Below are 26498 nucleotides of genomic sequence, written 5' to 3' on the forward strand. Positions count from 1 at the left end.
TCTAATATTCTATTTTACGTTTAAATGGAGGTAGTGAGTCGATTAAGGCTTGTCCGTATCGCTTAGTGACTAGGCGTCGATCAAGAATCGTTACTCTACCAGAATCTCTCTCTTTACGCAGTAAGCGACCTACGCTCTGGATCAGCTTTTTGCTTGCGTCAGGTACAGTTATTTGCATAAATGGGTTCCCACCTTTTTTCTCGATATATTCGGAGTGAGCCTGTTCGACAGGAGAGGTTGGAACACCAAATGGAATTTTTGTAATCACCAAGTTTTCAAGTAATTCGCCAGGTAAATCTAGCCCCTCAGAGAAACTGCCAGTACCAAATAAGATGCTGGTTTTATTTGATTCTATTAGATTTTTATGTTTTTTTAGAATTTCTTGACGTGAGCTTTCACCTTGAACTTGCAACGCCCAGCCTTTTTTTATGAACTCCGAAGACAGCGCCTTCGCAACTTGGTTCATCTGCCAATAGGATGAGAATAATACTAAGTTGGCTTTCTTGTCTTCCAAGTACTTAGGCAATATCTCGATAAGATATTCAGTAAATTGAGGCGCTGGTGGTTCATATTTCATCGCAGGGATGAGCAATTCTGCCTGGTTTTGGTAATCGAATGGTGACGCAAGCGCTAAAAACTGTGTGCCTGATTCTGGTTTTCCATCAATACCAACCTGATGGCAAAAGTAATGGAAGGAGTTTAATGCACGCATCGTTGCGGAAACTAAAATGGCGCCAATGCACCTGCTCCAAATTTGTTGGTCGAGTTGCCATCCAATTTCAAGCGGAGAAACACTCACAATGAAATCACCCTCGCGATCGGGGTGGGTTTCTAACCAGCGAGCCAAAGGCGCACCTTTTTCACGAGTTGGCTCAGCCATCAAGTGCCAGACTTGCGCTAGGTTTTCTAACCTTTGAATGTAGAAGCCGAGCTCTGCAAGCGCTGGTTCAGCCAATCTTGTCGCAAGCTCCCCATCTTTTACTCTTTCCGCAATAAGGTCGGCAATTTTTGCCACACTTTGATTTGCTTTTTTACTGAACTGCTTTAACTCTTTGGATTGGTTCTCTAGCCATTCTGGTAGTTCACCGTGCTCAAAGCGGTAGATACTCTCTTCAAATTGAGCTGGATCGAACTGTTTAGGCAGTTGAGTCAGTGCTGGTATCAAGTTCTGAACCGCGTCTTGAAGGTCGTTGCGAAATCGAGCTACGCGCTTCTCGTCTGCGAGCGACGAAAACTTGCTAATCGACTGATTTAACTTCTCAAGCCATGCTGCCGCACCTTTTAAGCTCGCAGATGCTGAAGCATGATCGCGGGCGACGTGAGGTAAGTGATGTGCCTCGTCAAAGACGTATATCGTGTTTTCTGGCTCAGGTAAGATTACTCCGCCCCCCAAGTCTGCGTCTGCCATGACGAGAGAGTGGTTCGCAATGATGACATCATTCTTATCCAGCTCCGAGCGCGCTTTTTGAAATGGACAGCCGCGATGGCCCGGTAGACTGTTATTGCAACTGTGTTTATCACTGACAATCAGTTGCCAAAGCTTATCATCGATGGTTTTAGGCCAAGAATCACGGTCACCATCCCATTTACCTTGCGCAAGAGAGCGATGCATTGTTTCCAACAGCTCTATATCTTTTTGCTTAGGCTTGGTTTCGAACATGGCTAACTGACCACCATCAGCACCACAAGATGAAGCAAGTTTTTCTGCACAACAATAGCGTTGACGGCCTTTTGCCAAAATAAAAGAAAACTCTCGGTCGGTAATCCGACGAAAAAGAGGGAGGTCTTTATTTATGAGCTGCTCTTGCAGAGCTACGGTCGCCGTTGAGATAACCACTTTTCTATTGTTATGTACAGCCACGGGGATGGCAGCCATTAGATAGGAGAGCGACTTACCAATTCCAGTCCCTGCTTCTGCAACCAGTATTCGGTTAGATTTGTGGTACTGACCGCACAGCGTTTTTGCAATCTCTGCAACAAGGTAGTTTTGTGCTCTTCTAGGTACAAAGTTATCAAGTTGATCTTGCAGGTTTTGATAGCTATTACGAATCGATTTTTGAATGTTACTGGTCAGCATACGGGCCTCAAATGCGTTGGAGGCGAATAGTAGCACACATCACTAGTTGTACAGTAGTTCACAAAACGGAATGCTTTTATGAGGAATGTAGATCTTCTTCACAAAAAAATATTGAACCTTATCTAAATGAAATTAATTTCATTATATGAAAAATATAAAACTCCAAATATGATATTTGTATGGTTTTTTATTCTATATATTGTGTTTTTTAGTATTTGTTTTGGGTTTAAAATCTCATTGTTAATGGTTTTATAAATTATGAAAAATCAAGAGGATTGATTAGATGTTCGTCGAATAAATAAAGATAAATTTTTCAAGTTATTGTTTTTAAATGTTATTTTTGTTTTTTTACATTGGTATTTAGAAAATTTGACAGCCAGAATAATCTTTTGCACTCTTAGCTCCAGATTTTGAGAAGGCGCTGTATAACGTTTTGTTAACGCTCTATCTCAAACATATAAAAAAAGGGAACCGGACAAGGATATCCCGAACTAAGAAAAGGCAGTGGATTAATTATGAAAAAAACTCTATTAGCACTAGCTGTAGTTGCGTCTGCAACTTCAGTGAACGCAGCTGAAGTATTCAAATCTGAAGAAGGTTCTGTAGATTTCTACGGTCAGCTACGTCCAACTCTTCTATTCCTAGACAGCACAGACCACACTGCAGAGCTAAACACTAGCTCTTCTCGTATGGGTGTAAATGGTGTTTACGTTGTAAACGACAACCTAAAAGTTCTAGGTGAAGTTGAAATCGGTGTTGCTCTAGGTGACAACTACGGTGCAGGTGCTGATTCAAGCGAGCGTACTGATGACTCAGTATACGTACGCCGTCACATCTTTGGCTTCGACATGGGCGATATGGGTACACTTCGTTTTGGTAAAGAAGGTACTTGGGCTGATGACATCTACGGAGCTGATTACTCATACTTCTTCGGTGGTTCTGCACTTCTTTACGGACACGCGTGGAACAACTCTTCTCAAATTAAATACGCTTACGAAAATGACGCATTCTGGCTAAAAGCTGGTTACGCGCTAGGTGAGAAAGATCAAAACGAAGAAATCCGCGAAGTATTCGTAGGTAAGTCTTTCAATGACCTATCTGTACACGCTGGCGTTCTTTCTTCTGAGAACAAGATTGCTTCTAAAGGTAACAACACTGAGAACCTATCTTTCGAAGTAACTGCTGAATACGCTCTAGATGAGCACACTCTAGGTGCTACGTACTACTACAACGAAAATGAAGACAAAGCAGCTAACGAGACTATCGATTCTCACGGTATCTCTCTAGCAGGCATGTTCGCTGTAGCTCCTAAAACAACACTTTACTCTGGCTACGAGCTAGTAATGTCATCTTCTGACAAATCTGGCAAGAAAGATGGCGACCAATCTAAGTTTTACGCTGGCGTTGAATACAAGTTCTCTAAATGGGCTCGCGTATTCGCAGAAGCGGGTTACAATTTTGATGGTGATAAGCTAGAAGCTGGTAAAACAACTGCAGAAACTGATTCTAAAACTGACTTCGGTGTTGGTGCACGTTTCTACTGGTAATCAATACCCAGTTTGATATTGTAAGACCCAGCTATATGCTGGGTCTTTTACTATGAAGATAAGGATGAAAAACTCTATGCAGTTATCATTAAAAGTGGCAATGGCGTTGTCTATTCTTGCCAGTACAAACCTTTATGCTGCAACGACTTTAGTGGTTCCAGAAGACGTGAAGTTACTGGCCGTCAATATGGAGAAGCCAAAACTTGAGGGGGGACTTTTCTCTAGTGAGAAGACAATTGAGATCCCCGACGGAACTAACCAAATTGTCTTCAAATATCAACCTGCTTTTGAAACAAACGAAAACCTTAAGACAGTTTACAGTGACGTGATCATCGCTAAGTTTGATGTTGAAAATGAAAAACTAAAGTTTGAACTACCAGAGTTTAAAACTCTTCGTCAAGCGCAAAACAACATCTCACCTTTAGATTGGCAACTGCTGGACACCAAAGGTCAACCTATTGCTTTGGTCGAAGATGTATTAGAGTCAGATGGTGTTCAAATTGGTCGTAATTACCCTCAAGAATCTCGTAACTACAATATTGCTGGCGGTATCGCGAGTGTTGCCGTTAGTTATGTAACTGTGAATCAGCATCAACAATCAGTAAGTGATATCGAGCCTCGAGTTGAGACTAGCGATACCCGAACAATAACAGTGCCTGAAGACAGTCCAATGGTTGATGTATTAAAGACGATGTACAATAAAGCGTCTCCAGCGGAAAAAGAGGCATTTAAAAACTGGCTAGCTGAGCAGTAATCCCTTAATTTGTTAGATAGGGTTTGACGGAAGAAGTTGAAACGCTTCCAAGAATCTAAAAAGCAGGCTTTAAGCCTGCTTTTATCTTTTCTGCCGTATTAGAGAGAGATTTCTCTCCATTCACCAGGCATTAGGTCGTTAAGGACGATATCACCCATCGAATGACGGATGAGGCGCAAAGTAGGGAAGCCAATGTGTGCAGTCATGCGACGCACCTGGCGATTTCTTCCTTCAATAATGGTAATGGCTAGCCAAGTTGTTGGGATATTTGCCCGAAAACGAACAGGAGGGGTTCTATCCCAGACTTGTGGTTCTGGAATCACTTCAACTTCGGCTGGTAGGGTCATACCATCTTTTAGCTCTACTCCCTTTCTCAATTTTTCAAGATCTTGCTCTTGAGGAGCGCCATCGACTTGAACCCAATAAGTCTTCGGCGATTTTGACTTTGGCTGCGTGAGCTTCGCCTGTAAGATGCCGTCGTTAGTGAGCACCATCAAACCTTCGCTGTCTCGGTCCAATCGGCCAGCCGCATAGACATCTTTGATTGGGATATAGTCCGCTAACGTTTTGCGACCATCACCATCGGTAAATTGACTGAGCGTGTCGTAAGGCTTGTTGAAAATAATGACTTTACGGTCTTTTGGATCCACTTTTGGCTTTTGGTTTCTTGCTGAGCGAACAGGGCGACGGTTTGTTTGAGTACGAGTCTTTGAGCTATTGCGAGCTCCTGAGTGTTTAAATCGGCCCGTTTGGGATTGATTGCGACCGCGACCTTTTTCATGACCTGTACGAGATGACATGTTAACTACCCTGCAAAAATGTAAATGAACTGTGTTTGAAAGTTTTAAGTTTTCTCATGATCGGATATGATTTGCGCGCCTAAAACTAACAAACGCGCACAGAATGATAGACTAATTCGTGTTATTTGTTTAATTATATCAGTGCACTCATGGATTCAGAGCCCAGAGCTTCAAACTACAACAAAGAGTGCGAACCGCATGTGGCGTTAGTGAGGAGACATGTACTGCTAACGTGCAGCAATGCGTCAATTAAACCAACTCAGACGCTGAGTTGATCAGCCAACAAGTTGATTAAAAAATAGGGAAATTTCATGCCTACAGAAAAACCTACAATTATCTACACCATCACTGATGAAGCGCCGGCGCTAGCAACTTATTCATTACTACCAATCATTCAATCATTCACAGCATCGTCTGGCATCAATGTAGATACTCGTGATATTTCACTAGCAGGTCGAATTATCGCTAACTTCCCAGAGCATCTAAAAGAAGAACAGCGCATTGGCGATGCGTTAACTGAGCTTGGTGAACTGGCTCAAACTCAAGAAGCAAATATCATCAAGCTGCCTAACATTTCTGCTTCAGTTCCTCAGCTTAAAGCGGCGATTAAAGAGCTTCAGGTGAAAGGTTACGATTTACCAAACTACCCAGAAGAACCGAGCACGTACGAAGAGAAAGCGATTAAAGCGGCTTACGACAAAATCAAAGGTAGTGCGGTTAACCCAGTACTTCGTGAAGGTAACTCAGACCGTCGTGCTCCAACTTCGGTTAAGAACTACGCGAAGAAAAATCCACATTCGATGGGTGCGTGGTCATCAGAATCTAAGTCTCATGTTGCGAGCATGTCAGACAATGACTTCTTTGGTAGCGAAAAGTCTACGACTATCTCTGGCGCAACAGAGGTCAAAATCGAGTTCGTCGGTAATGACGGTACAGTTAAAGAGCTTAAGCCGGCTTTCCCATTACTAGATAAAGAAGTCATTGACACTTCAGTCATGAAGAAGAAGGCGCTGGTTGAATTTTTCGAGAAAGAGATTGCTGAAGCGAAAGCACAAGACGTGCTGTTGTCTCTTCATATGAAAGCGACGATGATGAAGGTTTCTGACCCAGTCATTTTCGGCCATGCAGTAAAAGTTTACTACAAAGACGTTTTCGATAAATACGGTAAGCTGTTTGAAGAACTGGGCGTTGATGTAAACAATGGCATTGGTGATGTTTACTCGAAAATTGAGTCTCTACCTGAAGCACAAAAAGCAGAAATTGAAGCGGCAATTCAAGCGGTTTACCAAACTCAACCAGAGCTTGCGATGGTTGACTCTGATCGTGGTATCACAAACTTACATGTACCAAGCGACATCATTGTAGATGCTTCTATGCCAGCAATGCTTCGCTCTTCTGGTCAAATGTGGGGACCAGATGGTAAACAAAAAGACACCAAAGCGATGATACCAGATCGTAGCTACGCAGGTATTTACCAAGCGGTGATTGATTTCTGTAAAGAGCACGGCGCATTTGACCCGACCACTATGGGTAGCGTGCCTAACGTTGGCTTAATGGCTCAAAAGGCAGAAGAGTATGGTTCTCACGACAAGACATTTATTCTAGACGCAGCGGGTACTGTTCGCGTTGTTGATACTGCGGGTAACGTATTGTTAGAGCAAGCGGTTGAAGAAGGCGATATCTTCCGTATGTGTCAGGTGAAGGACGCACCAATCCAAGATTGGGTTAAGCTAGCAGTGACTCGCGCACGTGCAACAGGTGTTCCAGCCGTATTCTGGCTAGACGAAAACCGTGCGCACGATGCTGAACTCATTAAGAAAGTAAATACCTACTTACCAGAGCACGATACTGACGGTCTAGAGATTAAGATCCTATCTCCTGTTGATGCTTGTAAGTACTCGCTAGAGCGTATGAAAGCGGGTCTGGATACTATCTCTGTAACAGGTAACGTTCTTCGTGACTACCTAACAGACCTGTTCCCAATTCTAGAGTTAGGCACGTCAGCTAAGATGCTATCTATCGTTCCATTGATGAATGGCGGTGGTCTATTTGAAACAGGTGCTGGTGGTTCTGCTCCTAAGCATGTTCAACAAGTAGAAAAAGAGAATCACCTTCGTTGGGATTCTTTAGGTGAGTTCTTAGCACTAGCTGCATCCCTAGAACATCTAAGTGTGGTGGCAAACAACCCGAAAGCGCAAGTTTTGGCGGATACGCTAGACAAAGCGACTGGTGAGTTTTTAGATACCAACAAGTCTCCGTCACGTAAAGTGGGCGAATTAGATAACCGAGGTAGTCATTTCTACCTCGCACTTTACTGGGCGAAAGCACTTGCCGAGCAAACAGACGATGCTGATCTCGCTGCTGAGTTTGCACCGATTGCGAAAGCGTTGTCAGAGCATGAAGAAAAAATCGTCGCTGAGCTAAACAACGCACAGGGTGTGAAAGGAGAACTGGGCGGTTACTATCTGCTAGATGATGCATTGGTTTCTAAGTTGATGCGCCCAAGCGAAACCTTTAACGCGATCATTAACAAGTAAAATAGATGAAAAGAGCACGTCGCTTTCGGCGTGTTTCTTCTTTTATCAATACTTTGTATGTGGTCTATCTGTATTTCATAAGCTACAAATAGTAAGAAACCCGCTATCTTGGCGGGTTTATTTTTCTCTTCAGAACATCAAAATGACGTTTCGAGAGCAATATTTTTATTTTTCGACAGCGCTCTAATTATTTGGCTTGACCTTCAAGAGGCACGACGCTACTCGCGTGACAGCCTTTGGGACCTTTTTCAATCTCGTATGAGACTTGTTGGCCTGCTTTCAGTGTACGATAACCGTCCATCTGGATAGTTGAGTAGTGGGCAAAGATATCTCCCTCTTCTTCATCTGAACAAATAAACCCAAATCCTTTGGCATTGTTAAACCACTTTACTGTACCTGTAGCCATGCTTTTACATCCCTCATGCATTTTTTACTGAGTTGTTACAACAACCAAGTTATACCTTTAACCTGGTACTACTATTGTCAGCGAACGCTAACAAACATCTAGTCAATGAGAAATCACATTCACCAAGCTGCTTAAAAACAAATGGATTCAAAATGACGATTTATGCATCAACACTTTCCACTGTAGTCAATGAATCCCGACAGTCAATAGCATTAAGCAACAAACAGAAACATAATTGAAAACAAATCACTTTTGAGATTAACAAATTTGCAAACAGTTTTTCGTATATACGCGGAAGTTTGGTCAATTAGCCTGCAAAGTAGTATTCACTGGAAAAACCATACTGTTCGTGTTGCTTATGATAGATGAATCCTCTAACTGAATAAAAAATGAAGTTTTCGTGATAATTACCCCATTCTCAGTTAGGAAGTGTGATCTCGGTAGAAGACTGAGAGATGTTTCGCAATAGCTCGGAGGGGGTAAAAAGAAAGTTATTTTATAAGTAAAAATGTGTAACTTATCGACAAGCATCTTTTATTTGCGCCCCCTCAAGACCTGCATTAGTCTCTATATTAGGTAGCAACTTTTATCGATCAAAGATCGAATTCGGTGCCATATCTCACTACACCGCGCTGCACGCTTGTGGTAGATTGTTTTTATAGGTCGAAAACATCAACCCTTTGATACGATATCTTTGAATTGCCATGAGTAAAAATTTTGAATGGGTCACTCCGGACTCTGATCTTCTGGAGCGAGAAAGTACGAAAGTTCAGCCACCTAAGCTGTACAACGTTGTACTAAATAATGATGACTATACACCTATGGATTTCGTCATAGAGGTACTTGAGCGATTCTTTTCACATGACATTGATAAAGCGACTCAGATCATGCTCAAGATTCACTATGAAGGAAAGGCAATCTGTGGCACATACAGTGCAGAAATTGCCGAAACAAAAGTAGCGCAAGTTACGATGTACGCAAGGGAAAATGAACATCCGCTACTTTGCACTATGGAGCAAGCGTAAACAAAGAAGACTTGCTCGAACAACCCAAGTTGTTTTTTCGGGAGGTACTTATGCTAAATAAAGAACTAGAGTCAAGCCTTAACGGTGCATTTGCTCGGGCGAGAGATAAACGCCACGAGTTTATGACTGTCGAACACCTCCTACTTGCATTATTGGAAAATGATGCAGCTAAGGAAGCCCTTTTAGCTTGTAAAGCGGATCTTGACGCTTTACGTAACGAGCTCGATATATTCATCGATCAAACTACGCCTCTTATCCCAGACAGTGATGAGACGCGTGAAACTCAGCCGACTTTGAGTTTTCAACGTGTGCTACAACGCGCCGTCTTTCATGTACAGTCGTCTGGCCGCAACGAAGTAACAGGTGCAAACGTGCTTGTGGCGATCTTCAGTGAGCAAGAGTCGCATGCCGCCTACTTACTGAAGAAAAACGACATCTCCCGATTAGATATTGTTAACTTTATCTCCCATGGTATTACTAAAGCGTCAGGTGCAAGCGAAGACCCATCATCAGATTCGTTCAGTTCAGAGAGTGTCGAAGAGCCGAATTCTGAAGAACGTTTGGAAAGCTTTGCGACTAACCTTAATCAGGTCGCTAAAGATGGCAATATCGATCCACTGATTGGTCGCGATAAAGAGCTAGAGCGCACTATTCAAGTACTTTGCCGCCGCCGCAAGAATAACCCATTACTAGTGGGTGAAGCCGGGGTAGGTAAAACAGCCATCGCAGAAGGTCTTGCTTGGCGAATTGTAGAAGGGCAGGTCCCGGAAGTTATTCAAAACAGCGTGATTTACTCATTGGATATTGGTTCTCTATTGGCTGGTACTAAGTACCGTGGTGATTTTGAAAAACGCTTCAAGGCGATTTTGAAACAGCTTGAAAAAGAAGAAGATGCAATTTTGTTCATCGATGAGATACACACAATCATCGGTGCGGGTGCGGCTTCTGGTGGTCAAGTTGATGCCGCAAACCTTATCAAACCTCTACTAAGTAGCGGTAAGTTGCGTTGTATCGGCTCGACTACATACCAAGAATACAGCAACATTTTCGAGAAAGAGCGTGCGTTGTCCCGTCGTTTCCAAAAGATAGACGTTGTAGAGCCTTCTCTGGATGACACAACTAAAATCTTGATGGGCTTGAAGCCGAAGTACGAAGCACACCATGAAGTACGTTACACTAATAAAGCACTGCGTGCCGCGGTAGAACTTTCGGCGAAATACATCAATGAACGTCATTTACCAGATAAAGCCATTGATGTCATTGATGAAGCTGGCGCTCGCAGTCGTCTTGCTCCTGCAAGCCGCCGTAAGAAAACGGTTGGTGTTGCCGATATCGAAGCGATGGTTGCCAAGATGGCACGAATCCCAGAGAAGTCGGTTTCTTCTTCAGATAAAGACATCTTGAAGAACCTAGATAGCAAGATGAAGATGTTGGTATTTGGTCAAGATAATGCGATTGATGCATTATCCGAAGCGATCAAGCTGACACGTGCAGGTTTGGGCGTGGATAACAAACCAGTTGGTTCATTCTTGTTTGCTGGCCCTACTGGGGTGGGTAAAACAGAGGTGACGGTGCAGCTATCTAAGCTTCTAGGGATCGAGCTACTTCGTTTTGATATGTCGGAATATGGTGAGCGTCACTCCGTGAGTCGCTTAATTGGTGCACCTCCTGGTTATGTCGGTTACGACCAAGGTGGCTTGCTGACAGACGCTGTTATCAAGCACCCACATTCAGTCGTATTGCTTGATGAGATTGAGAAAGCGCATCCAGATATCTTTAATTTGCTATTGCAAGTGATGGATAATGGTACGCTAACGGACAACAACGGTCGTAAAGCAGACTTCCGTAATGTCATCCTCGTTATGACAACCAACGCGGGTGTGGCTGAAACTGAGAAGAAATCAATTGGTTTGATTCAGCAAGACAACAGTCACGATGCGATGGCGGAAATTAAGAAGGTATTCACTCCTGAGTTCCGTAACCGTCTTGATAACATCATCTGGTTTAACAGCCTTGATGAAAGCGTTATCCATCAAGTTGTTGATAAGTTTATTGTTGAACTGCAGGTGCAACTTGATGCTCGTGGCGTATCAATGGAGGTATCGCAAGATGCACGCCATTGGTTAGCGAATAAAGGTTATGATAAGGCGATGGGTGCTCGCCCAATGGGACGTGTTATCCAAGAGCAACTTAAGAAACCTTTGGCTAATGAATTGTTGTTTGGCTCTCTAGTCGACGGCGGCACTGTGAAAGTAACGCTAGTAAACGACACACTTAAATTTGAATATTTGAGTGAGAAAGAGGCTGCGATGCATTAATTGCTCCGTAGGGAAGTAAAAGCGCACGATTTTATCGTGCGCTTTTTGTTTGTCTGAACCTACTCGGAAATAAAAATCATGCAATAAAAAACGGAGCAAACTGCTCCGTTTTTTATTGCATCCGAAAATCAGAGATTAACGAGCGCGGAAGACGATGCGGCCTTTTGACAGGTCGTATGGAGTCATCTCTACAGTTACTTTGTCACCCGTTAGGATACGGATGTAGTTCTTACGCATCTTGCCAGAGATGTGAGCAGTCACAACGTGACCGTTTTCAAGTTCAACACGGAACATAGTGTTTGGTAGAGTGTCAAGGACCGTGCCTTGCATCTCGATTACGTCTTCTTTAGCCATTTAATCCTCTTTAGAAATTAGGCAATATTAGCGGGCTATATTCTGCCGCTAAATAGTAATTATGTAAAGTTGAGGCGTATTCTACCCTCGCCAACGCTGATTTACTAGCCTTTGGTGGCGTTGAAAGCGTGTTTTGTAGTTCATTGCTGGACACTCATCAATCTGATAACCCAAATAAAGCCACTGTTGTTTGTTTTCTTGGCAGTATTTTATTTGATAGAGCACTGCCAAAGTGCCAAGAGATAACGGGTAGTCAGGGTCAAAAAAAGTATAAAACGCACTCGAACATTGAGTCATTACATCCGTTACCGCAATGGCGAGTAATTGATTTGACTCATCGTAAATATGTAAAAATGAAGTGGTCAACCAGCTGGTTTGGGCAAACCGAGAAAACTCATCACGCTTTGGTGGGTACATAGTGCCGTTTTTATGCCGTTTGCAGATGTACCGACTGTAAAGCTCAAACCATTCCTCATCCATTTCAGGTTTCATTTCCCAGCGTAAAAACTGTGCTTTACTGAGCAGCCTCTTCTGGCTTTTTGATAGCGTCACGTCCGGAATCGAGACTCGAATTGGCTGACAAGCATTACAATGCTCACAGTGCGGTTTATATATGGTATCTCCGCTACGACGAAAGCCGTTGGCCATCAGCAGTTGATAGTTTTCTTTAGTATGCAGCCCTGCATCAAGTGCCACCGCCACACGCTCTTGCCGTTCAGGCAAGTAACTGCAAGGGTGATTATTCGTTAATCCAATTCGAATATGTTGTATATCCGTACTCATACTGAATCCTGCAAAACTTGGGGCTTATAGGTATCAAATAGTGTTTGTTTTTCTCTTAAAGATAGTAGTTTTTGCATAAACTCGTTACGCTCTAGTTCAAATGCGCCAAGTGATGCCAAGTGCGAGTTCATAACCTGACAATCGATTAATTGACCTTGCTTTGACGCCAAATGGTTGCATAAGTACCACAATGCAATTTTAGATGCGTTATCTTTTAGGCTAAACATCGACTCTCCGCAAAAAAGTTGACCAACGCAGATGCCATATAGTCCCCCAATGAGCTCGTTGTCATGCCATACTTCTACAGAGTGACAGTGACCAAGTTTAGCTAACTCAATATAAGACGCTTGCATGTCCTCGTTGAGCCAAGTTTCCTCTGCAGGACGTGTTGATGAACATAGTCTAATCACTTCTTCTGTCGCGAAATTGAGCGTTACTTTATAGTTATGTTTACGCTGAAATTTTTTGAGACTTTTAGACGGTTTAAACTCTAAGGGATCAAAAACAGCGCGTGGGGAAGGGCTCCACCATAGAATAGGTTCTCCAGGACCATACCAAGGGAAAATGCCTTGATAGTAACCATTGAGGATTCTCATGGGATCTAAGTCACCGCCAAAAGCAAGCAAACCATTGGGATCGCTGAGTGCTTTGTACGGTGAGGGAAAGTTGAACGTATCATCGAGTTCAGTTAAATAAATAGCCATAAGAAGTCGTTACCAACATTAGAGTCAGAGGAGTTTATGATGACCTGGTCAAGAAATATTGTGAAAGTATGGCTTTGGATCATACTGTTTTTCCCACTTGCCGCCAACGCAGCATATGAAAGAAATGTTGCCAAGCCGGTAAATGAAGTGGTGTATGGGAAGATTGACTCTGTCCGTTATATTACTCAGCAAGAGGTCGTTCAATCGAAAAATAATGGTTGGAAAACGCTACTTGGTGCCACAATAGGCGGTTTAGTCGGCAATCAATTTGGTGGTGGTACTGGACGAGAAGTTGCGACGGCAGTTGGTGCACTTGCTGGTGCAGCGGTTGCACAAAACCAAAGTAATTACCAATACACGGTTGAATATAAGTTAGTTGAGCTACTCATCAAAGTGAAGGGCGACAAGCTGATTAATGTTATCCAAGATGTTGATAAAAATATGCTATTTAGTCGAGGGGATGAAGTTCGTATCTTATATTTTGATGATGGAGTCAGGGTTGATATCGCTTATTAATCCTACGTTATTTTAACCTAAGGTAGCCTAACCAGGCATGCACAGTAGGGCTGGCTTATCGTCAAATAAAATCGAAATAGCTTGCTGTTTCGTCGCGCCTCTTTCGCTCTTATTTACATCGCTGGCTCTGCATCTTTAGGCTACTTGAGTATATTCATAAATTAGCGCCGATTTGCTCTGGTTTTGTCGTGTTTTTTTGGGTAGTCTGAATTCACGAAGAATTGTTTAGCTCTCATAAAAAATCGTATGTTGAGGGCACAAAGGATTATCAACTTTTAATGGAAAGCCTAACGTTACAACCTATCAATAAAATTCAAGGGGAAGTGAATCTTCCTGGCTCTAAAAGCGTTTCTAATCGAGCTCTTTTACTTGCTGCTCTTGCTAAAGGCAGAACTCGCCTTACTAACCTCCTCGACAGTGATGATATCCGTCATATGCTGAATGCGCTGACTAAACTCGGCGTTCAATACCAACTTTCCGAAGATAAAACAGAATGTCTCGTTGAAGGCCTTGGGCGTCCGTTTTCTGTCTCAGAACCGGTAGAGTTATTTCTCGGTAATGCTGGCACTGCGATGCGACCATTAGCTGCGGCTCTTTGTCTTGGAGAAGGGGAGTATGTACTGACGGGCGAACCTCGTATGAAAGAGCGCCCAATTGGTCACCTTGTCACGGCACTGAAAGATGCTGGTGCGAACGTTGAGTACATGGAAAACGAGAACTTTCCGCCTCTCAAAATAGTCGGTACTGGCCTAAAAGCAGGTACAGTTTCTATCGATGGATCCATTTCAAGTCAGTTCTTGACCGCTTTCTTAATGTCTGCGCCATTGGCTGAAGGTGAAATTCGCATCAACATCGAAGGCGAGTTGGTTTCTAAGCCTTATATCGATATCACCCTGCATATCATGAAGCAGTTTGGGGTCGATGTGATCAACAACGATTATCAAGAGTTTGTGATTCCTGCCGGTCAGCAATACATCGCTCCAGGTGATTTCTTGGTTGAAGGTGACGCGTCTTCTGCTTCTTACTTCTTAGCGGCGGCAGCCATCAAAGGCGGAGAAGTTAAAGTCACGGGTATCGGTAAAAACAGCATTCAAGGTGATATTCAATTTGCTGATGCGCTTGAAAAAATGGGTGCAGAAATTGAATGGGGTGATGACTACGTAATTTCACGTGTTGGTCAATTGAAAGGCATCGATATGGATTACAACCATATCCCTGATGCTGCAATGACCATCGCGACAACAGCGCTATTTGCCGAAGGCACTACTGCTATTCGTAACGTTTATAACTGGCGTGTAAAAGAAACAGACCGTTTGTCAGCTATGGCGACGGAATTACGTAAAGTTGGTGCGGAAGTGGAAGAAGGGGACGACTACATCATCGTCAAACCTGTCTCTCAGTTAAAGCATGCTGCGATTGATACTTACGATGATCATCGAATGGCGATGTGTTTTTCGCTGGTGGCACTTAGTGATACGCCTGTGACGATTAACGATCCAAAGTGTACGTCGAAAACGTTCCCTGACTACTTCGACAAACTTAAGGCTTTAAGCTGCTAAATATCCTGACCTGAAACAGGAAAGCCAGAGTGAATAACACTCTGGCTTTTTTTGTTTTCCGCTACTATTTAACCAGCGTAAATTCCTTGGAAAGGTGATGCGCTAAGTATTTGAACATATTGAATACTGCAGTCGTATTTGAAGTTGGTAAACCTTTGTCATCAAGGAAGTATTCACCTTTAAAAACTAAAACACCTTCTTTTTCTTCTACGCTTGTTGCTCGCATCCCTTCGATGTAATCATCGTGCTCTTGGATGATTTGGTTAGCGATCAAAAGAAGGTCGAACTCTTCGATAAACGTTCTATCAGACATACTTTTTCTACCATTCATTTCAGTTGAGAACGCTGAGTATACCTACAACTAAAATGGGTTTGCATGATTAATTCAGTCAATCGTTCACTTAGCCTAAACAGATCAATTTTTAGAGTGTAAGTATGATTAGTTGGAGGAGTATGACAGAGCCACTGAACGAAACTATTTTGTGATGCGTAACAAAATTTATTGCATTGGATTAGCGGATGCTAAGTTTGCCTGTTTAGATATGCCGCTCAATACCTTTCAGAACCCTGTCTCTTTGAAGTATAAAGACGATGAATTGTCAACCAATCGGATCTGAATTTCAAAAAAGCAGTTGATCTTCTTTTCATCTCGCACAATAGTAAAAAAAGAAGCAATGAAATAGAACATTATGCGGGTGGCCTTTAAACAAGGTTTCTACCCGCATTATTATGAAGGACGTTAGAGTCAGTTATGGGTAAATCACTCGTTATAGTGGAGTCACCAGCCAAGGCAAAGACGATAAATAAGTACCTTGGTAAAGACTTTATTGTTAAGTCTAGTGTTGGTCATGTGCGTGATCTGCCTACGGCCGGTCAAAGCACTGGTGAGAAAAAAGCCGCAGCCATCTCAACAAAAGGGATGAGTCCGGAAGAGAAAGCGCGCGTTAAAAAAGAGAAAGACCGCAAAGCGTTGATCAAAAAAATGGGGATTAACCCATATCATGACTGGGAAGCGAATTACCAAATCCTTCCAGGCAAAGAAAAAGTTGTCAACGAACTACAAAAACTCGCCAAAGACGCAGATTGCGTTTATCTCGCAACCGACTTGGACCGCGAAGGGGAAGCAATCGCATGGCACCTTCGTGAGATCATCGGTGGCGATGAAGAGCGATACAAACGTGTAGTTTTTAACGAAATTACGAAAAACGCGATCCAACAAGCTTTCCAGACACCTGGTGAGCTGAACATGGATGGTGTAAATGCCCAACAAGCACGTCGCTTCATGGACCGTGTCGTTGGTTTTATGGTTTCACCTCTACTTTGGAAAAAAGTGGCTCGTGGTTTATCTGCTGGTCGCGTGCAGTCTGTTGCGGTGAAACTATTAGTTGAGCGTGAGCGTGAGATTAACGCGTTTGTACCAGAAGAATTCTGGGATATTCATGCGAATACGAAAACGAAAGACAAAGCGGACTTTAAACTACTTGTTGCTCAGAAAGATGGTTCTGCGTTTAAGCCAGTTAATGAGGCAGAAACCAAAGCAGCGATGTCTGTTCTTGAGAATGCAAGTTACGAAGTATGTAAGCGTGAAGATCGCCCGACGAAGAGCAAGCCTTCAGCACCTTACATCACCTCTACGCTTCAACAGGCAGCGAGTACACGTCTGGGCTACGGCGTGAAAAAGACTATGATGCTAGCTCAGCGCCTCTATGAGGCCGGTTACATCACTTATATGCGTACGGACTCGACTAACCTAAGTGCCGAGGCTGTGGACGCTGTACGTGACTTTATTGGTTCTGAATTTGGTGATAAGTACTTACCAGCGAAACCGCTGACGTATGGCAGTAAAGAAGGGGCACAGGAAGCGCACGAAGCGATCCGTCCTTCAAATGTGGGTGTTAAAGCGGAAGACCTGCAAGGTGTCGATGCTGATGCGCACAAACTTTACGCTTTGATTTGGAATCAGTTTGTCGCGTGTCAAATGACGCCAGCAGAATACGATTCAACAACCATCAGCGTAAAAGCAGCAGAATACACGCTTAAAGCGAAAGGCCGTATCCTTAAATTTGACGGCTGGACTCGTGTACAACGTCCAATGGGCAAAAACGAGGATACAATCCTTCCTGCGGTACAACTTGGCGATAAGCTAAGTTTAGAGTCACTTGACCCTAAACAGCACTTTACAAAGCCACCTGCGCGCTACACTGAAGCAGCACTGGTTAAAGAGCTGGAGAAACGAGGTATTGGTCGTCCGTCGACTTACGCATCGATCATTTCTACGATTCAAGATCGTGGTTACGTGAAAGTTGATCAGCGCCGTTTCTACGCTGAAAAAATGGGTGAAATTGTTACTGACCGCCTTGATGACAGCTTTAACGATTTGATGAACTACGACTTTACTGCGCGTATGGAACAGAAATTGGACCAAATCGCTGAAGGTGAAGTGAACTGGAAAGCTGTGTTAGACAACTTCTTTGCTGATTTTACTGGCGATCTTGAAAAAGCGGAGCTGGATGAGTCAGAAGGCGGTATGAAGTTAAACCACATCGTCATGACGGATATCGAGTGTCCGACGTGTAGCCGTCCAATGGGTATCCGTACTGCTTCGACAGGTGTGTTCTTAGGCTGTTCTGGTTACGCGTTACCACCAAAAGAGCGTTGTAAGACAACCATCAACTTGGGTGACGAAGAGGGTATTATTAACGTTCTAGAAGAAGACGTTGAAACGGCCGCGCTTCGTGCTAAAAAGCGTTGTCCGATCTGTGAAACGGCGATGGACGCATACCTGATTGATGACAAGCGTAAGATGCATGTTTGTGGTAATAACCCGAACTGTGAGGGCTACCTTGTTGAATACGGCGAGTTCAAAGTCAAAGGCTATGATGGTCCAGTTGTTGAATGTGACAAATGTGGCTCAGATATGGTGCTTAAGAACGGTCGCTTTGGTAAATACATGGACTGTACGAGTGAAACGTGTAAGAACACTCGTAAGATTCTGAAGAATGGCGAAGTCGCGCCACCGAAAGAAGATCCTGTTCATTTCCCCGAGTTACCATGTGAAAACTCAGATGCGTATTTCGTACTTCGTGATGGTGCTTCAGGTCTATTTATGGCGGCAAGCAACTTCCCTAAATCGCGCGAGACACGTGCTCCTTTGGTTGCTGAACTGGCACGTTTTGAAGAGCGTTTACCTGAGAAGTTCAAATACCTAGCGACCGCACCGCAAGAAGATCCTGATGGTCGTCCTGCAGTTGTACGCTTTAGTCGCAAAACAAAAGAGAACTACGTTCGTTCGGAAGAGAACGGCAAACCATCTGGTTGGACAGCGCTCTTTGTTGAAGGTAAGTGGGAAGTCACAGATAAGCGTAAAAAAGCGAAAGCATAAAAATGCACCATTAAGGTAATGTAAAAAGGCAGCGATATCGCTGCCTTTTTTGCGTAGGGGCCGACAGTTTTCTCCTGCGCATTCTTCCTTTAATCGACCTTTCCTCACTTTAACAAGCACCATTGTCGCTAGAAAACACCAGAGTCACGATTTATTGGTAGCGAACGTATTTTTTATGTAAAAAACATTCGTCGTAACTTTCATTTTGCGTTCATATATTTGTTATATATTAAGCTCAAAAAGTCGGTGGTGTAGTGAATCCGTTCGTAAATTGTTTTCATAATGTAATCGTTTGCTTTTGCATGTGTGATCTAGATATCGTCTTGAGTAAGCAAGAACTGTATGGAACACAGAATGGCGTATTAAAAATTGTAATTTAGAACCTGCTTAGATAATTTATTACAAAAATTAGTGCAACTGTGTGCATTTTGCGTCGAAAAATAAGAAAAGAGTGGACGTTGCATACTGGAAGTGCCGTAGCTTTTTTATCGTGTTGTAAGAGTTCAAAGAAACTCCTGATACGGTTACTAAATGTATTCGCTTGACTCCCCGAGTATGACTCATTCAAGCGAGTACCAAATCCAAGCTATAACGATATGGAGAACAACAAATGGCTGGTGTTTTGGGAATGATTCTTGCTGGCGGTGAAGGCTCTCGTTTGAGACCTTTAACAGAATCTCGTAGTAAACCTTCGGTACCGTTTGGTGGTAGCTATCGATTGATCGATTTTGCTCTAAACAATTTTGTAAATGCGGATTTAATGCGCATTTACGTCCTCACCCAATTTAAATCTCAATCTTTGTTCCATCATTTAAAAAAGGGCTGGAACATTAATGGCATCACTGACCGCTTTATCGATCCTATTCCTGCTCAAATGCGCACTGGTAAGCGTTGGTACGAAGGAACGGCAGACGCGATCTATCAAAATCTCCGTTTTATGGAATTAGAGGAACCAGAGCAAGTTTGTATTTTTGGCTCTGACCATATCTATAAGATGGATATCAAACAAATGCTGAACTTCCATTCAGAAAAGCAGGCTTCTCTGACGGTATCTGCATTGCGTATGCCACTAAAAGAGGCGTCGCAATTTGGGGTTATCGAAGTGGACAGTGAAGGTCGCATGATAGGCTTTGAAGAGAAACCAGCAAACCCGAAGTCAATTCCTGGCGATCCTGATTACGCTTTAGTTTCAATGGGTAACTACGTTTTTGAGGCTCAGGTGTTATTCTCTGAGTTGGTTGAAGATGCGGATAATGAAGCTTCATCACATGATTTTGGGAAGGATATTATTCCTAAGATGTTCCCTCGAGGTGACGTGTTCGTGTATGACTTCAGTACTAACAAAATCAGCGGTGAAAGAGAAGAGGTGTACTGGCGTGACGTGGGAACCATTGATGCGTACTGGGAAGCGCACATGGATCTGCTAGAAAAAGACGCACCGTTTTCACTATATAACCGTAAATGGCCGCTGCATACTTATTATCCTCCATTGCCGCCAGCGACATTTACAGACTCTGATAATGGCCGTGTTCAGATCATCGACAGTTTGGTATGTAATGGCAGTTACGTCAGAGGCTCAAGAATAGAAAAGTCGGTGCTTGGGTTCCGCAGTAATATTGCATCTGCTTGCGATATCAGCGAATGTATCCTTCTTGGTGACGTGAAAATTGGCGAAGGCTGTGTTTTACGTCGTGTGATTGTCGATAAGGATGCCGATATTGCTCCTGGTACTCAGATTGGTGTGAATCTTCAAGAAGATAAAAAACACTTCCACGTGTCTGAGGAGGGCATTGTTGTTATTCCGAAAGGAGCTCGAGTTGGCTACTAACAACTTATCTATTCTGTTTGTAGCTTCTGAGGTCGAAGGTCTCATTAAAAGTGGTGGCTTGGCAGATGTTGCCAAGGCACTACCGGAAGCCCTTCAAAACCTACAGCAAGACGTAAGAATTACCATCCCCGCGTACAGCAGTATTGATAAACTCGCTGACGCAGAAGTTGTATTAGAAACAGAACTAACATCATGGCCGCATACGGAGTATCGAGTTCTGCGGCTCATGCTAGGTCAAAATCCTGTTTATCTGATTGATTGTCAGCCGTATTTCAATCGACCATCGATGTATGCGGAGAACAACCAAGCGTATACCGATAACGGTGAGCGCTTTGCGTTTTTTAGTGCGGCATGTTTAGACATGTTGCCGAAGCTTGCTTTTCAGCCGGATATCATACACGCGAACGATTGGCACACTGGTCTTGTTCCATTTTTGCTCAAGCACAGGTATAGCAATGATCCGTTTTTTGCTCATACTAAAAGCGTCATTTCAATTCACAATGCGGTCTTTAAAGGCGTATTTAGTTATGAAGACGTGCAGTGCTTGCCAGAGTTTCATTGTCGAAACGTTCCCGATGCTGCGGTGAGTGCAACGCATATTACTATGCTCAAAGCTGGTGTAATGAATGCCGATAAGATAAACGCGGTCAGCCCTACGTACGCAGAGGAACTCAAAACAGAGCTTGGCAGTCATGGAATGGCTTGGGAGTTTCAGCAACGCGCGCAGGACTTAGTTGGTATTTTGAACGGTTGTGATTACAGTGCTTGGAACCCGGAAACGGATACTTACTTGCCAGTTAATTACTGCGCTGACCAACAAAGTATGACGCAAGGCAAGAAAGCGTGTAAACAAGCATTACAACTGCGGCTAAATTTGCCTGAAAAAGATGTAGCCATGTTCGGTATGGTTTGTCGGTTGACCCAGCAAAAAGGTGTGCATTACTTGTTGCCTGCTTTGGCCGATTTTTTGAAGCACGATGTTCAACTAGTTGTCGTTGGGACCGGAGACCCTGTACTAGCCGCTCAGCTAGAAGAGGTTGCTGCACAGTTTTCTAGTAAATTTGTCTTCGTAGAAGCTTATGATAATGAACTTGCGCATATCGTTGAAGCGGGTTCTGATTTCTTTCTGATGCCTTCTGAGTTTGAGCCGTGTGGTTTGAATCAAATCTATAGTATGGCTTACGGTACATTGCCGATAGTACGTGGTGTCGGTGGTCTAAAAGACAGCGTCAACGATTATGATGTGAACTCTTCTGAAGCGACGGGGTTTGTTTTTTTCGAACCGACACCGCAGGCATTGTTGTTAACGATGCTAAGGGCACTATTGCTCTATGCTCAAAACGAACCTGAAGTGAATAAAGTACAGTTGCACGCGATGCAACAAGATTTTTGTTGGCAAAAGGCCGCAGAAGCTTATTTGCAACTTTACAATTCGGCGTTAAATTGACTTAAAATTGTAACGAAAGGCACCGAATGAGGTGCCTTTATTATCTTGAGTAAGGGGAGTGTGGTAGGATGGCTTTTTACTCAATAGCACGACCTTTTTGATACTTGAATATGACCCAGCCGCTACTTTTTCATAAAACCTATTTGCACCCTACTAGTCATGAGTGGGTTGTATTTGTGCATGGTGCTGGCGGTAGCTCTTCTATCTGGTTCAAGCAAATCAAAGCTTACAAGCAACATTTTAACTTATTGCTGATCGATTTAAGAGGTCATGGAAAGTCAAATCAGTTACTTAAAGAGCTCATTGCCAGCCGTTATACCTTTACGGAAGTTACCCAAGATATTTTGAAAGTATTGGACCATTTAAAGATCCAATCCGCTCATTTTGTCGGTATGTCACTTGGTACCATTATTGTTCGAAACCTTGCTGAATTATCAGCAGAGCGCGTGCGTTCAATGGTACTCGGTGGTGCTGTCACAAGGCTCAATACTCGTTCTCAAATATTGGTTAAATTAGGTAATTTTTGTAAGCACATTCTGCCGTACATGTGGCTCTACAAACTTTTTGCGTACATTGTTATGCCACAGAGAAGCCAGCGAGAGTCTCGCCATCTTTTTATTCGTGAGGCCAAGAAGCTTTGCCAAAAAGAATTTAAACGTTGGTTTATTCTTGCTGCTGATGTAAATCCTTTAATGAAGTATTTTAAAGATCGAGAGTTACCCATTCCCACACTCTATTTAATGGGCGACAGAGATTACATGTTTATTAAGCCTGTTAAAGAAATGGTTGCGGCGCATAAGCTTAGTGTTTTACGAGAGATCCCCAACTGTGGTCATGTCTGTAATGTTGAGCGGCCTGAAGATTTCAACCAACATTCCATCGAATTTATTAAGCAGCAAACGGTTTCTGCTTAGCGCTGAATAAATCGATTGAGTAGGAGTAGGGGAGTTATTAAGGCTCCCCTATTTGATGTCCACATTGCCAACAAGCACCAAACTGCCCCTCGTTTACCTCATGGCACTTCGGGCACTGCCAATCTTGATACTCATTTCCATCGGATTGTTTGCGGTAGGCTTGTACTATTCCTTCTGCTTTTACTCGTTGTTTGGCGTCAAAAAGCCAGACATAAGGATCGGTATCATCACTAAACGGCAGCTCTCCTTTTAAACCGAAAATACCTTCTCCGCGGACTTCACAATAGACTTGCTCGGTTTTCAATAATTCGCACACGATATGCGCTTCTGCTGGGTTTTTAGCGATAAATATTTTCATCAAACACGTCCACTTACGAATTATGAGTTTTGCTGACTCGGTGTCGGCCTTACTTTATTCATAACCCATTTAGTGATGATTGGAAACAGCCCCAGTAATGCAAAAGAGGCCAATACCGCAGGTGAAATAATGCCTGACAGGCTTTCAATTGTTGCTAACTGAGTACCGGCGTTTAAGTAAACTGCAGTGCCTGGCAACATACCTACTTGGCTAGTAAGGTAAAATCGACCTACAGACATTGGCGTTAAGCCCATCAACAAGTTGATAAGAAAGAAAGGGAATACCGGAATGAGACGCAAGGAAAATAGATAAAATGCACCGTCTTTTTCGACACCTTGGTTAATTGCGATTAACTTATTACCAAACTTGTTTTGTACCCAGTCACGCAGCAAATATCGGCTGCTTAAAAATGCTAGCGTTGCACCCATAGTACTGGCGAAAGAAACCAGTAATAAGCTCGTCCAAAAACCAAATAGAGCCGCACCAAGTAATGTAACCACAGCAGCCCCAGGAATAGAAAAAGCGGTAATTGCAATGTAGGCAAAAAAGTAAATAGCTGCCGAAAAAACAAAGTTCTGATCGATGTATGTGGTCAGCGCTTCTTGTTGGGCTTTTGCATTTTCCAACGTTAAATACTGACTAAAGTTAACGCCTAAAAAGATAATGATCGCGACCAGGATTAGGCCTAATATCAGTTTCTTATTCATATTTATGATTCCAATTTGGGATATATGTAATAAGACAGAAGGAAAGTCGAAAAAATTTCACAAAAAAACCGCAGATTAGACTGCGGTTTTACAAGATAGTTTTTAAGGCCGACTTTTATTGGAGGCCATTCATCAACTCATCTCGGCGAGCTTGAGGTACAACGCTCCAATGAGTACCGTTAATAGCCCCTTCTAGTGCCCATAACAGTTCAATGTTGACGGTTGCAGAGTGCGTATCTCTTATCGCTTTATAAGCGTTAAGTGCACCTTCCTCTTCCAGTTTTTCTACTGACTCAATGCCTGCTTTTTTCAGCATGCGTTCAGTCGCCAGTCGTAAGTTAGGCAAATCTTTTAAGCGATTAGGCTTTGTAGTTGCTTGCTGTTCTTTTTCAAGCTTTGCCTTTTTCAACGATTGGTTAGCTACTTCGATTAAGCGTTCGCTAGACTCCCATAAATCGTTGGAAATTGCGTAGTACTTAGTAACGACTGGGAAGCCACGTTTTTTATAAACGTAAGGCTTTAGCCCTTGTTTCTCGAAGTCAGATGAAGTTTGTTGGTCTGCTCTTATATGAAGCTGATTATTTACAACTAGTGCAAACATTGTTTCATCAGCGAATAGTCCGAAGCCACCAAACATTGAGCGCGACTTGATATTACCAAGTGCCTCAAATAGCTTCATAGAGTCTTTGAGTATCGGTTTATCCATGTTTTGTTATCTCGGTGTAATTAATATTACGCCACCAAAAGTCAGGTCCGAGAGAGTAGCAAACATGCGCAAAAGCAATGTCATTACAGGGTAAAGTCATCGCTTGCACACTTGCCATCGGTAACCCCGCTACCTTCCATATAGTACTATGGTTCAGGCCGGAGGCTTTGCGTCCCACCCTTTCGAATGGTTTGCCCTGTGCGTGACAGAGTGAGCATACTTCGTATATTGAATTAACATCACGTTTTACCCGCAAAAGTGTGATTTTGGTTCAATAAAAAGTGTCGGTAAGCGCATGTTTGTGCATATTTGAGAATAAGGCGGGATGATCTCGAGGTTGTGAGGGAGTGTGATTTACCTACATATAAAACAGAGACTTAGAGATTCGAGATTTTTTGTCTAACAAACCTAAGTCAGGGAAAAGTTATTTAGAGATAAAAAATAAGCGCCCTTTTAGAGCGCTTATTTGACATCGTTATATTTGGCGAATTTTAGTTCATTTTCTTCACGGTGTTTCGAATTACAAGCTCAGGTTGCATTTCGAAAATTCGCTTTTCGTGTTCTTTATCTTTGATTCGCTCAAGTAGGATCTCGAACGCATTTTTACCCACACGACGTTTAGGTTGGTGGATAGTTGTTAACGGTGGAGAGAAGTATTCCGCAAGCTCGATGTTGTCGTAGCCGATCACTGAAATATCATCAGGAACTTTGATACCGTTTTGTTGTAGGCGGCTCATTAGGCCCAGAGCCATTGTGTCGTTAAAACAGAATACCGCTGTCGGACGTTTGTCCATTGCTGTAATTTTATCTGCGACTAATACGGCCGTATCACATTCAAAGTTACCTTCAAGGATCCAGTCCTCATTTACAGTTAGGTTTGCTTCGCTCATCGCGCGACGGAAACCTGCAATGCGCTCTTGGCAAGCAAGTTTTTCAAAATGACCGCTTAGACAAGCAATATCAGTATGGCCATTGTCGATCAGATGTTTGGTTGCGATGTAGCCACCTTCTTCTGAGTTATCCATGATCTTGTCCGCTTGTGAGCTTTCTGGACCCCAATCCATGACCACTTTAGGAATGTCGGCATGACGGTCAAGCATCTCTTTAAGCTCTTCGGTTAAGTCAGAACACATCACTAGGATGCCATCAACACGTTTTTCAGCCAGCATACGGATGTAATCGCGTTGTTTTTCGTAAATCCCACCCGTATTACACAGAATCAGAGTGTAGCCTTGGCGGTAACAGTAGCTCTCAACCCCGTCAATCACTTCTGAGAAGAATAGGTTGGTTGACTGCGTTACTAACATGCCAATCGTACGAGTTGAGTTGCACTTTAGGCTGCGTGCAACCGCACTTGGCGCGTAATTCAACTCGTCCACGGCTTTCATTACTTTTTCTTGCGTTGCTTCTGCAACGAAACGCGTTTTATTGATAACGTGCGAAACTGTCGTAGTGGAAACGCCGGCTAAGCGAGCAACGTCTTTTATAGTGGCCATAAATGGTGTCCTGTATCGAGCTACTGAAATATGTCGTGTTGGATGTACCTGATGCTCTAATGGTTTTACACCCAGCAATCTAAGGTTGGCGCTAAGTGTTTCGGCAGCGGTTGGTCCAAGTACGACAAAAGGGTACGTAGCAGCATCGGTCGATGAATTTTATCTTTTTTCTATCTGATGAGAAATTGCCATCAACCTGTTAAAAAACACAAAAACCGCTATATTTCAGCGGTTTACATATAAATCATATTTAATCGTTTGCGCTCACATTTTAGCCCTA

General features: G+C 43.1%; 22 protein-coding genes and 1 riboswitch. Of the genes, 11 read left to right on the forward strand and 11 right to left on the reverse strand.

Annotated features, from left to right (window positions below):
• Position 1: 1 nt before the first annotated feature.
• Positions 2-2077, reverse strand: a complete 2076-nt coding sequence (gene dinG / locus L3V32_RS02290; protein WP_164666223.1) for an ATP-dependent DNA helicase DinG — start codon at positions 2075-2077, stop codon at positions 2-4.
• Between the two features lie 515 nt (positions 2078-2592).
• Between dinG and L3V32_RS02295 the strand changes: the two genes are divergently transcribed.
• On the forward strand, positions 2593-3624 hold the full coding sequence (locus L3V32_RS02295; RefSeq protein WP_006742133.1) for a porin: 1032 nt from the start codon (positions 2593-2595) through the stop codon (positions 3622-3624).
• Between the two features lie 76 nt (positions 3625-3700).
• A complete protein-coding gene (locus L3V32_RS02300; protein WP_104972064.1) occupies positions 3701-4378 on the forward strand; it encodes a DUF2057 family protein in 678 nt (225 codons plus the stop codon).
• Positions 4379-4476: 98 nt separating this feature from the next.
• On the opposite strand, the gene L3V32_RS02305 is transcribed toward L3V32_RS02300, so the two are convergent.
• A complete protein-coding gene (locus L3V32_RS02305) occupies positions 4477-5178 on the reverse strand; it encodes a pseudouridine synthase (protein ID WP_114322518.1) in 702 nt (233 codons plus the stop codon).
• A gap of 311 nt (positions 5179-5489) precedes the next feature.
• On the opposite strand from L3V32_RS02305, the gene L3V32_RS02310 reads away from it, so the two are divergent.
• Positions 5490-7715, forward strand: a complete 2226-nt coding sequence (locus L3V32_RS02310; protein WP_237283744.1) for an NADP-dependent isocitrate dehydrogenase — start codon at positions 5490-5492, stop codon at positions 7713-7715.
• A gap of 187 nt (positions 7716-7902) precedes the next feature.
• Here the strand turns inward: L3V32_RS02310 and cspD are convergent, their stop codons facing one another.
• Positions 7903-8121 carry a cold shock domain-containing protein CspD gene (gene cspD / locus L3V32_RS02315; protein WP_005378407.1) on the reverse strand — a complete coding sequence of 73 codons (219 nt, stop codon included), beginning with the start codon at positions 8119-8121 and terminating at the stop codon, positions 7903-7905.
• 704 nt (positions 8122-8825) lie between these two features.
• On the opposite strand from cspD, the gene clpS reads away from it, so the two are divergent.
• Both clpS and clpA read left to right on the forward strand, forming a co-directional pair.
• Positions 8826-9146 carry an ATP-dependent Clp protease adapter ClpS gene (gene clpS, locus L3V32_RS02320; protein WP_031780157.1) on the forward strand — a complete coding sequence of 107 codons (321 nt, stop codon included), beginning with the start codon at positions 8826-8828 and terminating at the stop codon, positions 9144-9146.
• A gap of 50 nt (positions 9147-9196) precedes the next feature.
• Positions 9197-11464 carry an ATP-dependent Clp protease ATP-binding subunit ClpA gene (gene clpA / locus L3V32_RS02325; protein ID WP_005390700.1) on the forward strand — a complete coding sequence of 756 codons (2268 nt, stop codon included), beginning with the start codon at positions 9197-9199 and terminating at the stop codon, positions 11462-11464.
• Between the two features lie 135 nt (positions 11465-11599).
• Here the strand turns inward: clpA and infA are convergent, their stop codons facing one another.
• From infA to aat, 3 genes are all read right to left on the reverse strand, one after another.
• On the reverse strand, positions 11600-11818 hold the full coding sequence (gene infA, locus L3V32_RS02330) for a translation initiation factor IF-1 (RefSeq protein ID WP_001040192.1): 219 nt from the start codon (positions 11816-11818) through the stop codon (positions 11600-11602).
• A gap of 81 nt (positions 11819-11899) precedes the next feature.
• Entirely contained in the window at positions 11900-12601 is a 702-nt protein-coding gene (locus tag L3V32_RS02335; protein WP_134646945.1) for an arginyltransferase, read from the reverse strand.
• Positions 12598-13305 (reverse strand): leucyl/phenylalanyl-tRNA--protein transferase, encoded by a 708-nt coding sequence (aat, locus tag L3V32_RS02340; RefSeq protein ID WP_047008549.1) that lies wholly within the window; start codon positions 13303-13305, stop codon positions 12598-12600. Before aat ends, L3V32_RS02335 begins: the two co-directional genes overlap by 4 nt.
• Before the next feature lie 39 nt (positions 13306-13344).
• On the opposite strand from aat, the gene L3V32_RS02345 reads away from it, so the two are divergent.
• Complete coding sequence (locus tag L3V32_RS02345; protein ID WP_005390705.1) at positions 13345-13821, forward strand: glycine zipper 2TM domain-containing protein; 477 nt, start codon at positions 13345-13347, stop codon at positions 13819-13821.
• Positions 13822-14099: 278 nt separating this feature from the next.
• Positions 14100-15380, forward strand: a complete 1281-nt coding sequence (gene aroA, locus L3V32_RS02350) for a 3-phosphoshikimate 1-carboxyvinyltransferase (RefSeq protein WP_005390707.1) — start codon at positions 14100-14102, stop codon at positions 15378-15380.
• 64 nt (positions 15381-15444) lie between these two features.
• On the opposite strand, the gene L3V32_RS02355 is transcribed toward aroA, so the two are convergent.
• Complete coding sequence (locus tag L3V32_RS02355) at positions 15445-15693, reverse strand: YciN family protein (protein WP_005387884.1); 249 nt, start codon at positions 15691-15693, stop codon at positions 15445-15447.
• Between the two features lie 438 nt (positions 15694-16131).
• Between L3V32_RS02355 and topA the strand changes: the two genes are divergently transcribed.
• The 4 genes from topA (at position 16132) to L3V32_RS02375 (ending at position 22951) form a co-directional block, all read left to right on the forward strand.
• Entirely contained in the window at positions 16132-18762 is a 2631-nt protein-coding gene (gene topA / locus L3V32_RS02360; protein ID WP_005390711.1) for a type I DNA topoisomerase, read from the forward strand.
• A gap of 610 nt (positions 18763-19372) precedes the next feature.
• Positions 19373-20590: a glucose-1-phosphate adenylyltransferase gene (glgC, locus tag L3V32_RS02365; protein WP_005390714.1), complete on the forward strand. Its 1218-nt coding sequence runs from the start codon at positions 19373-19375 to the stop codon at positions 20588-20590.
• Entirely contained in the window at positions 20580-22037 is a 1458-nt protein-coding gene (gene glgA, locus L3V32_RS02370; RefSeq protein ID WP_237283745.1) for a glycogen synthase GlgA, read from the forward strand. Before glgC ends, glgA begins: the two co-directional genes overlap by 11 nt.
• Before the next feature lie 110 nt (positions 22038-22147).
• Complete coding sequence (locus L3V32_RS02375) at positions 22148-22951, forward strand: alpha/beta fold hydrolase (RefSeq protein ID WP_006742124.1); 804 nt, start codon at positions 22148-22150, stop codon at positions 22949-22951.
• A 37-nt stretch (positions 22952-22988) separates the two neighbouring features.
• Here L3V32_RS02375 and L3V32_RS02380 read toward each other — a convergent pair whose 3' ends face one another.
• The 4 genes from L3V32_RS02380 to purR form a co-directional block, all read right to left on the reverse strand.
• Positions 22989-23309, reverse strand: coding sequence for a DUF2007 domain-containing protein (locus L3V32_RS02380; protein WP_225462357.1), 321 nt, complete (start codon positions 23307-23309; stop codon positions 22989-22991).
• Positions 23310-23329: 20 nt separating this feature from the next.
• Positions 23330-24016, reverse strand: coding sequence for a TVP38/TMEM64 family protein (locus L3V32_RS02385; protein WP_046874737.1), 687 nt, complete (start codon positions 24014-24016; stop codon positions 23330-23332).
• A gap of 115 nt (positions 24017-24131) precedes the next feature.
• On the reverse strand, positions 24132-24722 hold the full coding sequence (locus L3V32_RS02390) for a TfoX/Sxy family DNA transformation protein (protein WP_005390721.1): 591 nt from the start codon (positions 24720-24722) through the stop codon (positions 24132-24134).
• 116 nt (positions 24723-24838) lie between these two features.
• A riboswitch (cyclic di-GMP riboswitch) is annotated at positions 24839-24928 on the reverse strand.
• Between the two features lie 285 nt (positions 24929-25213).
• Positions 25214-26218, reverse strand: a complete 1005-nt coding sequence (purR, locus tag L3V32_RS02395) for an HTH-type transcriptional repressor PurR (RefSeq protein ID WP_005390722.1) — start codon at positions 26216-26218, stop codon at positions 25214-25216.
• Positions 26219-26498: the final 280 nt, after the last annotated feature.

It is taken from the genome of Vibrio sp. J2-4, from assembly GCF_021728155.1.
Taxonomy (GTDB): domain Bacteria; phylum Pseudomonadota; class Gammaproteobacteria; order Enterobacterales; family Vibrionaceae; genus Vibrio; species Vibrio diabolicus.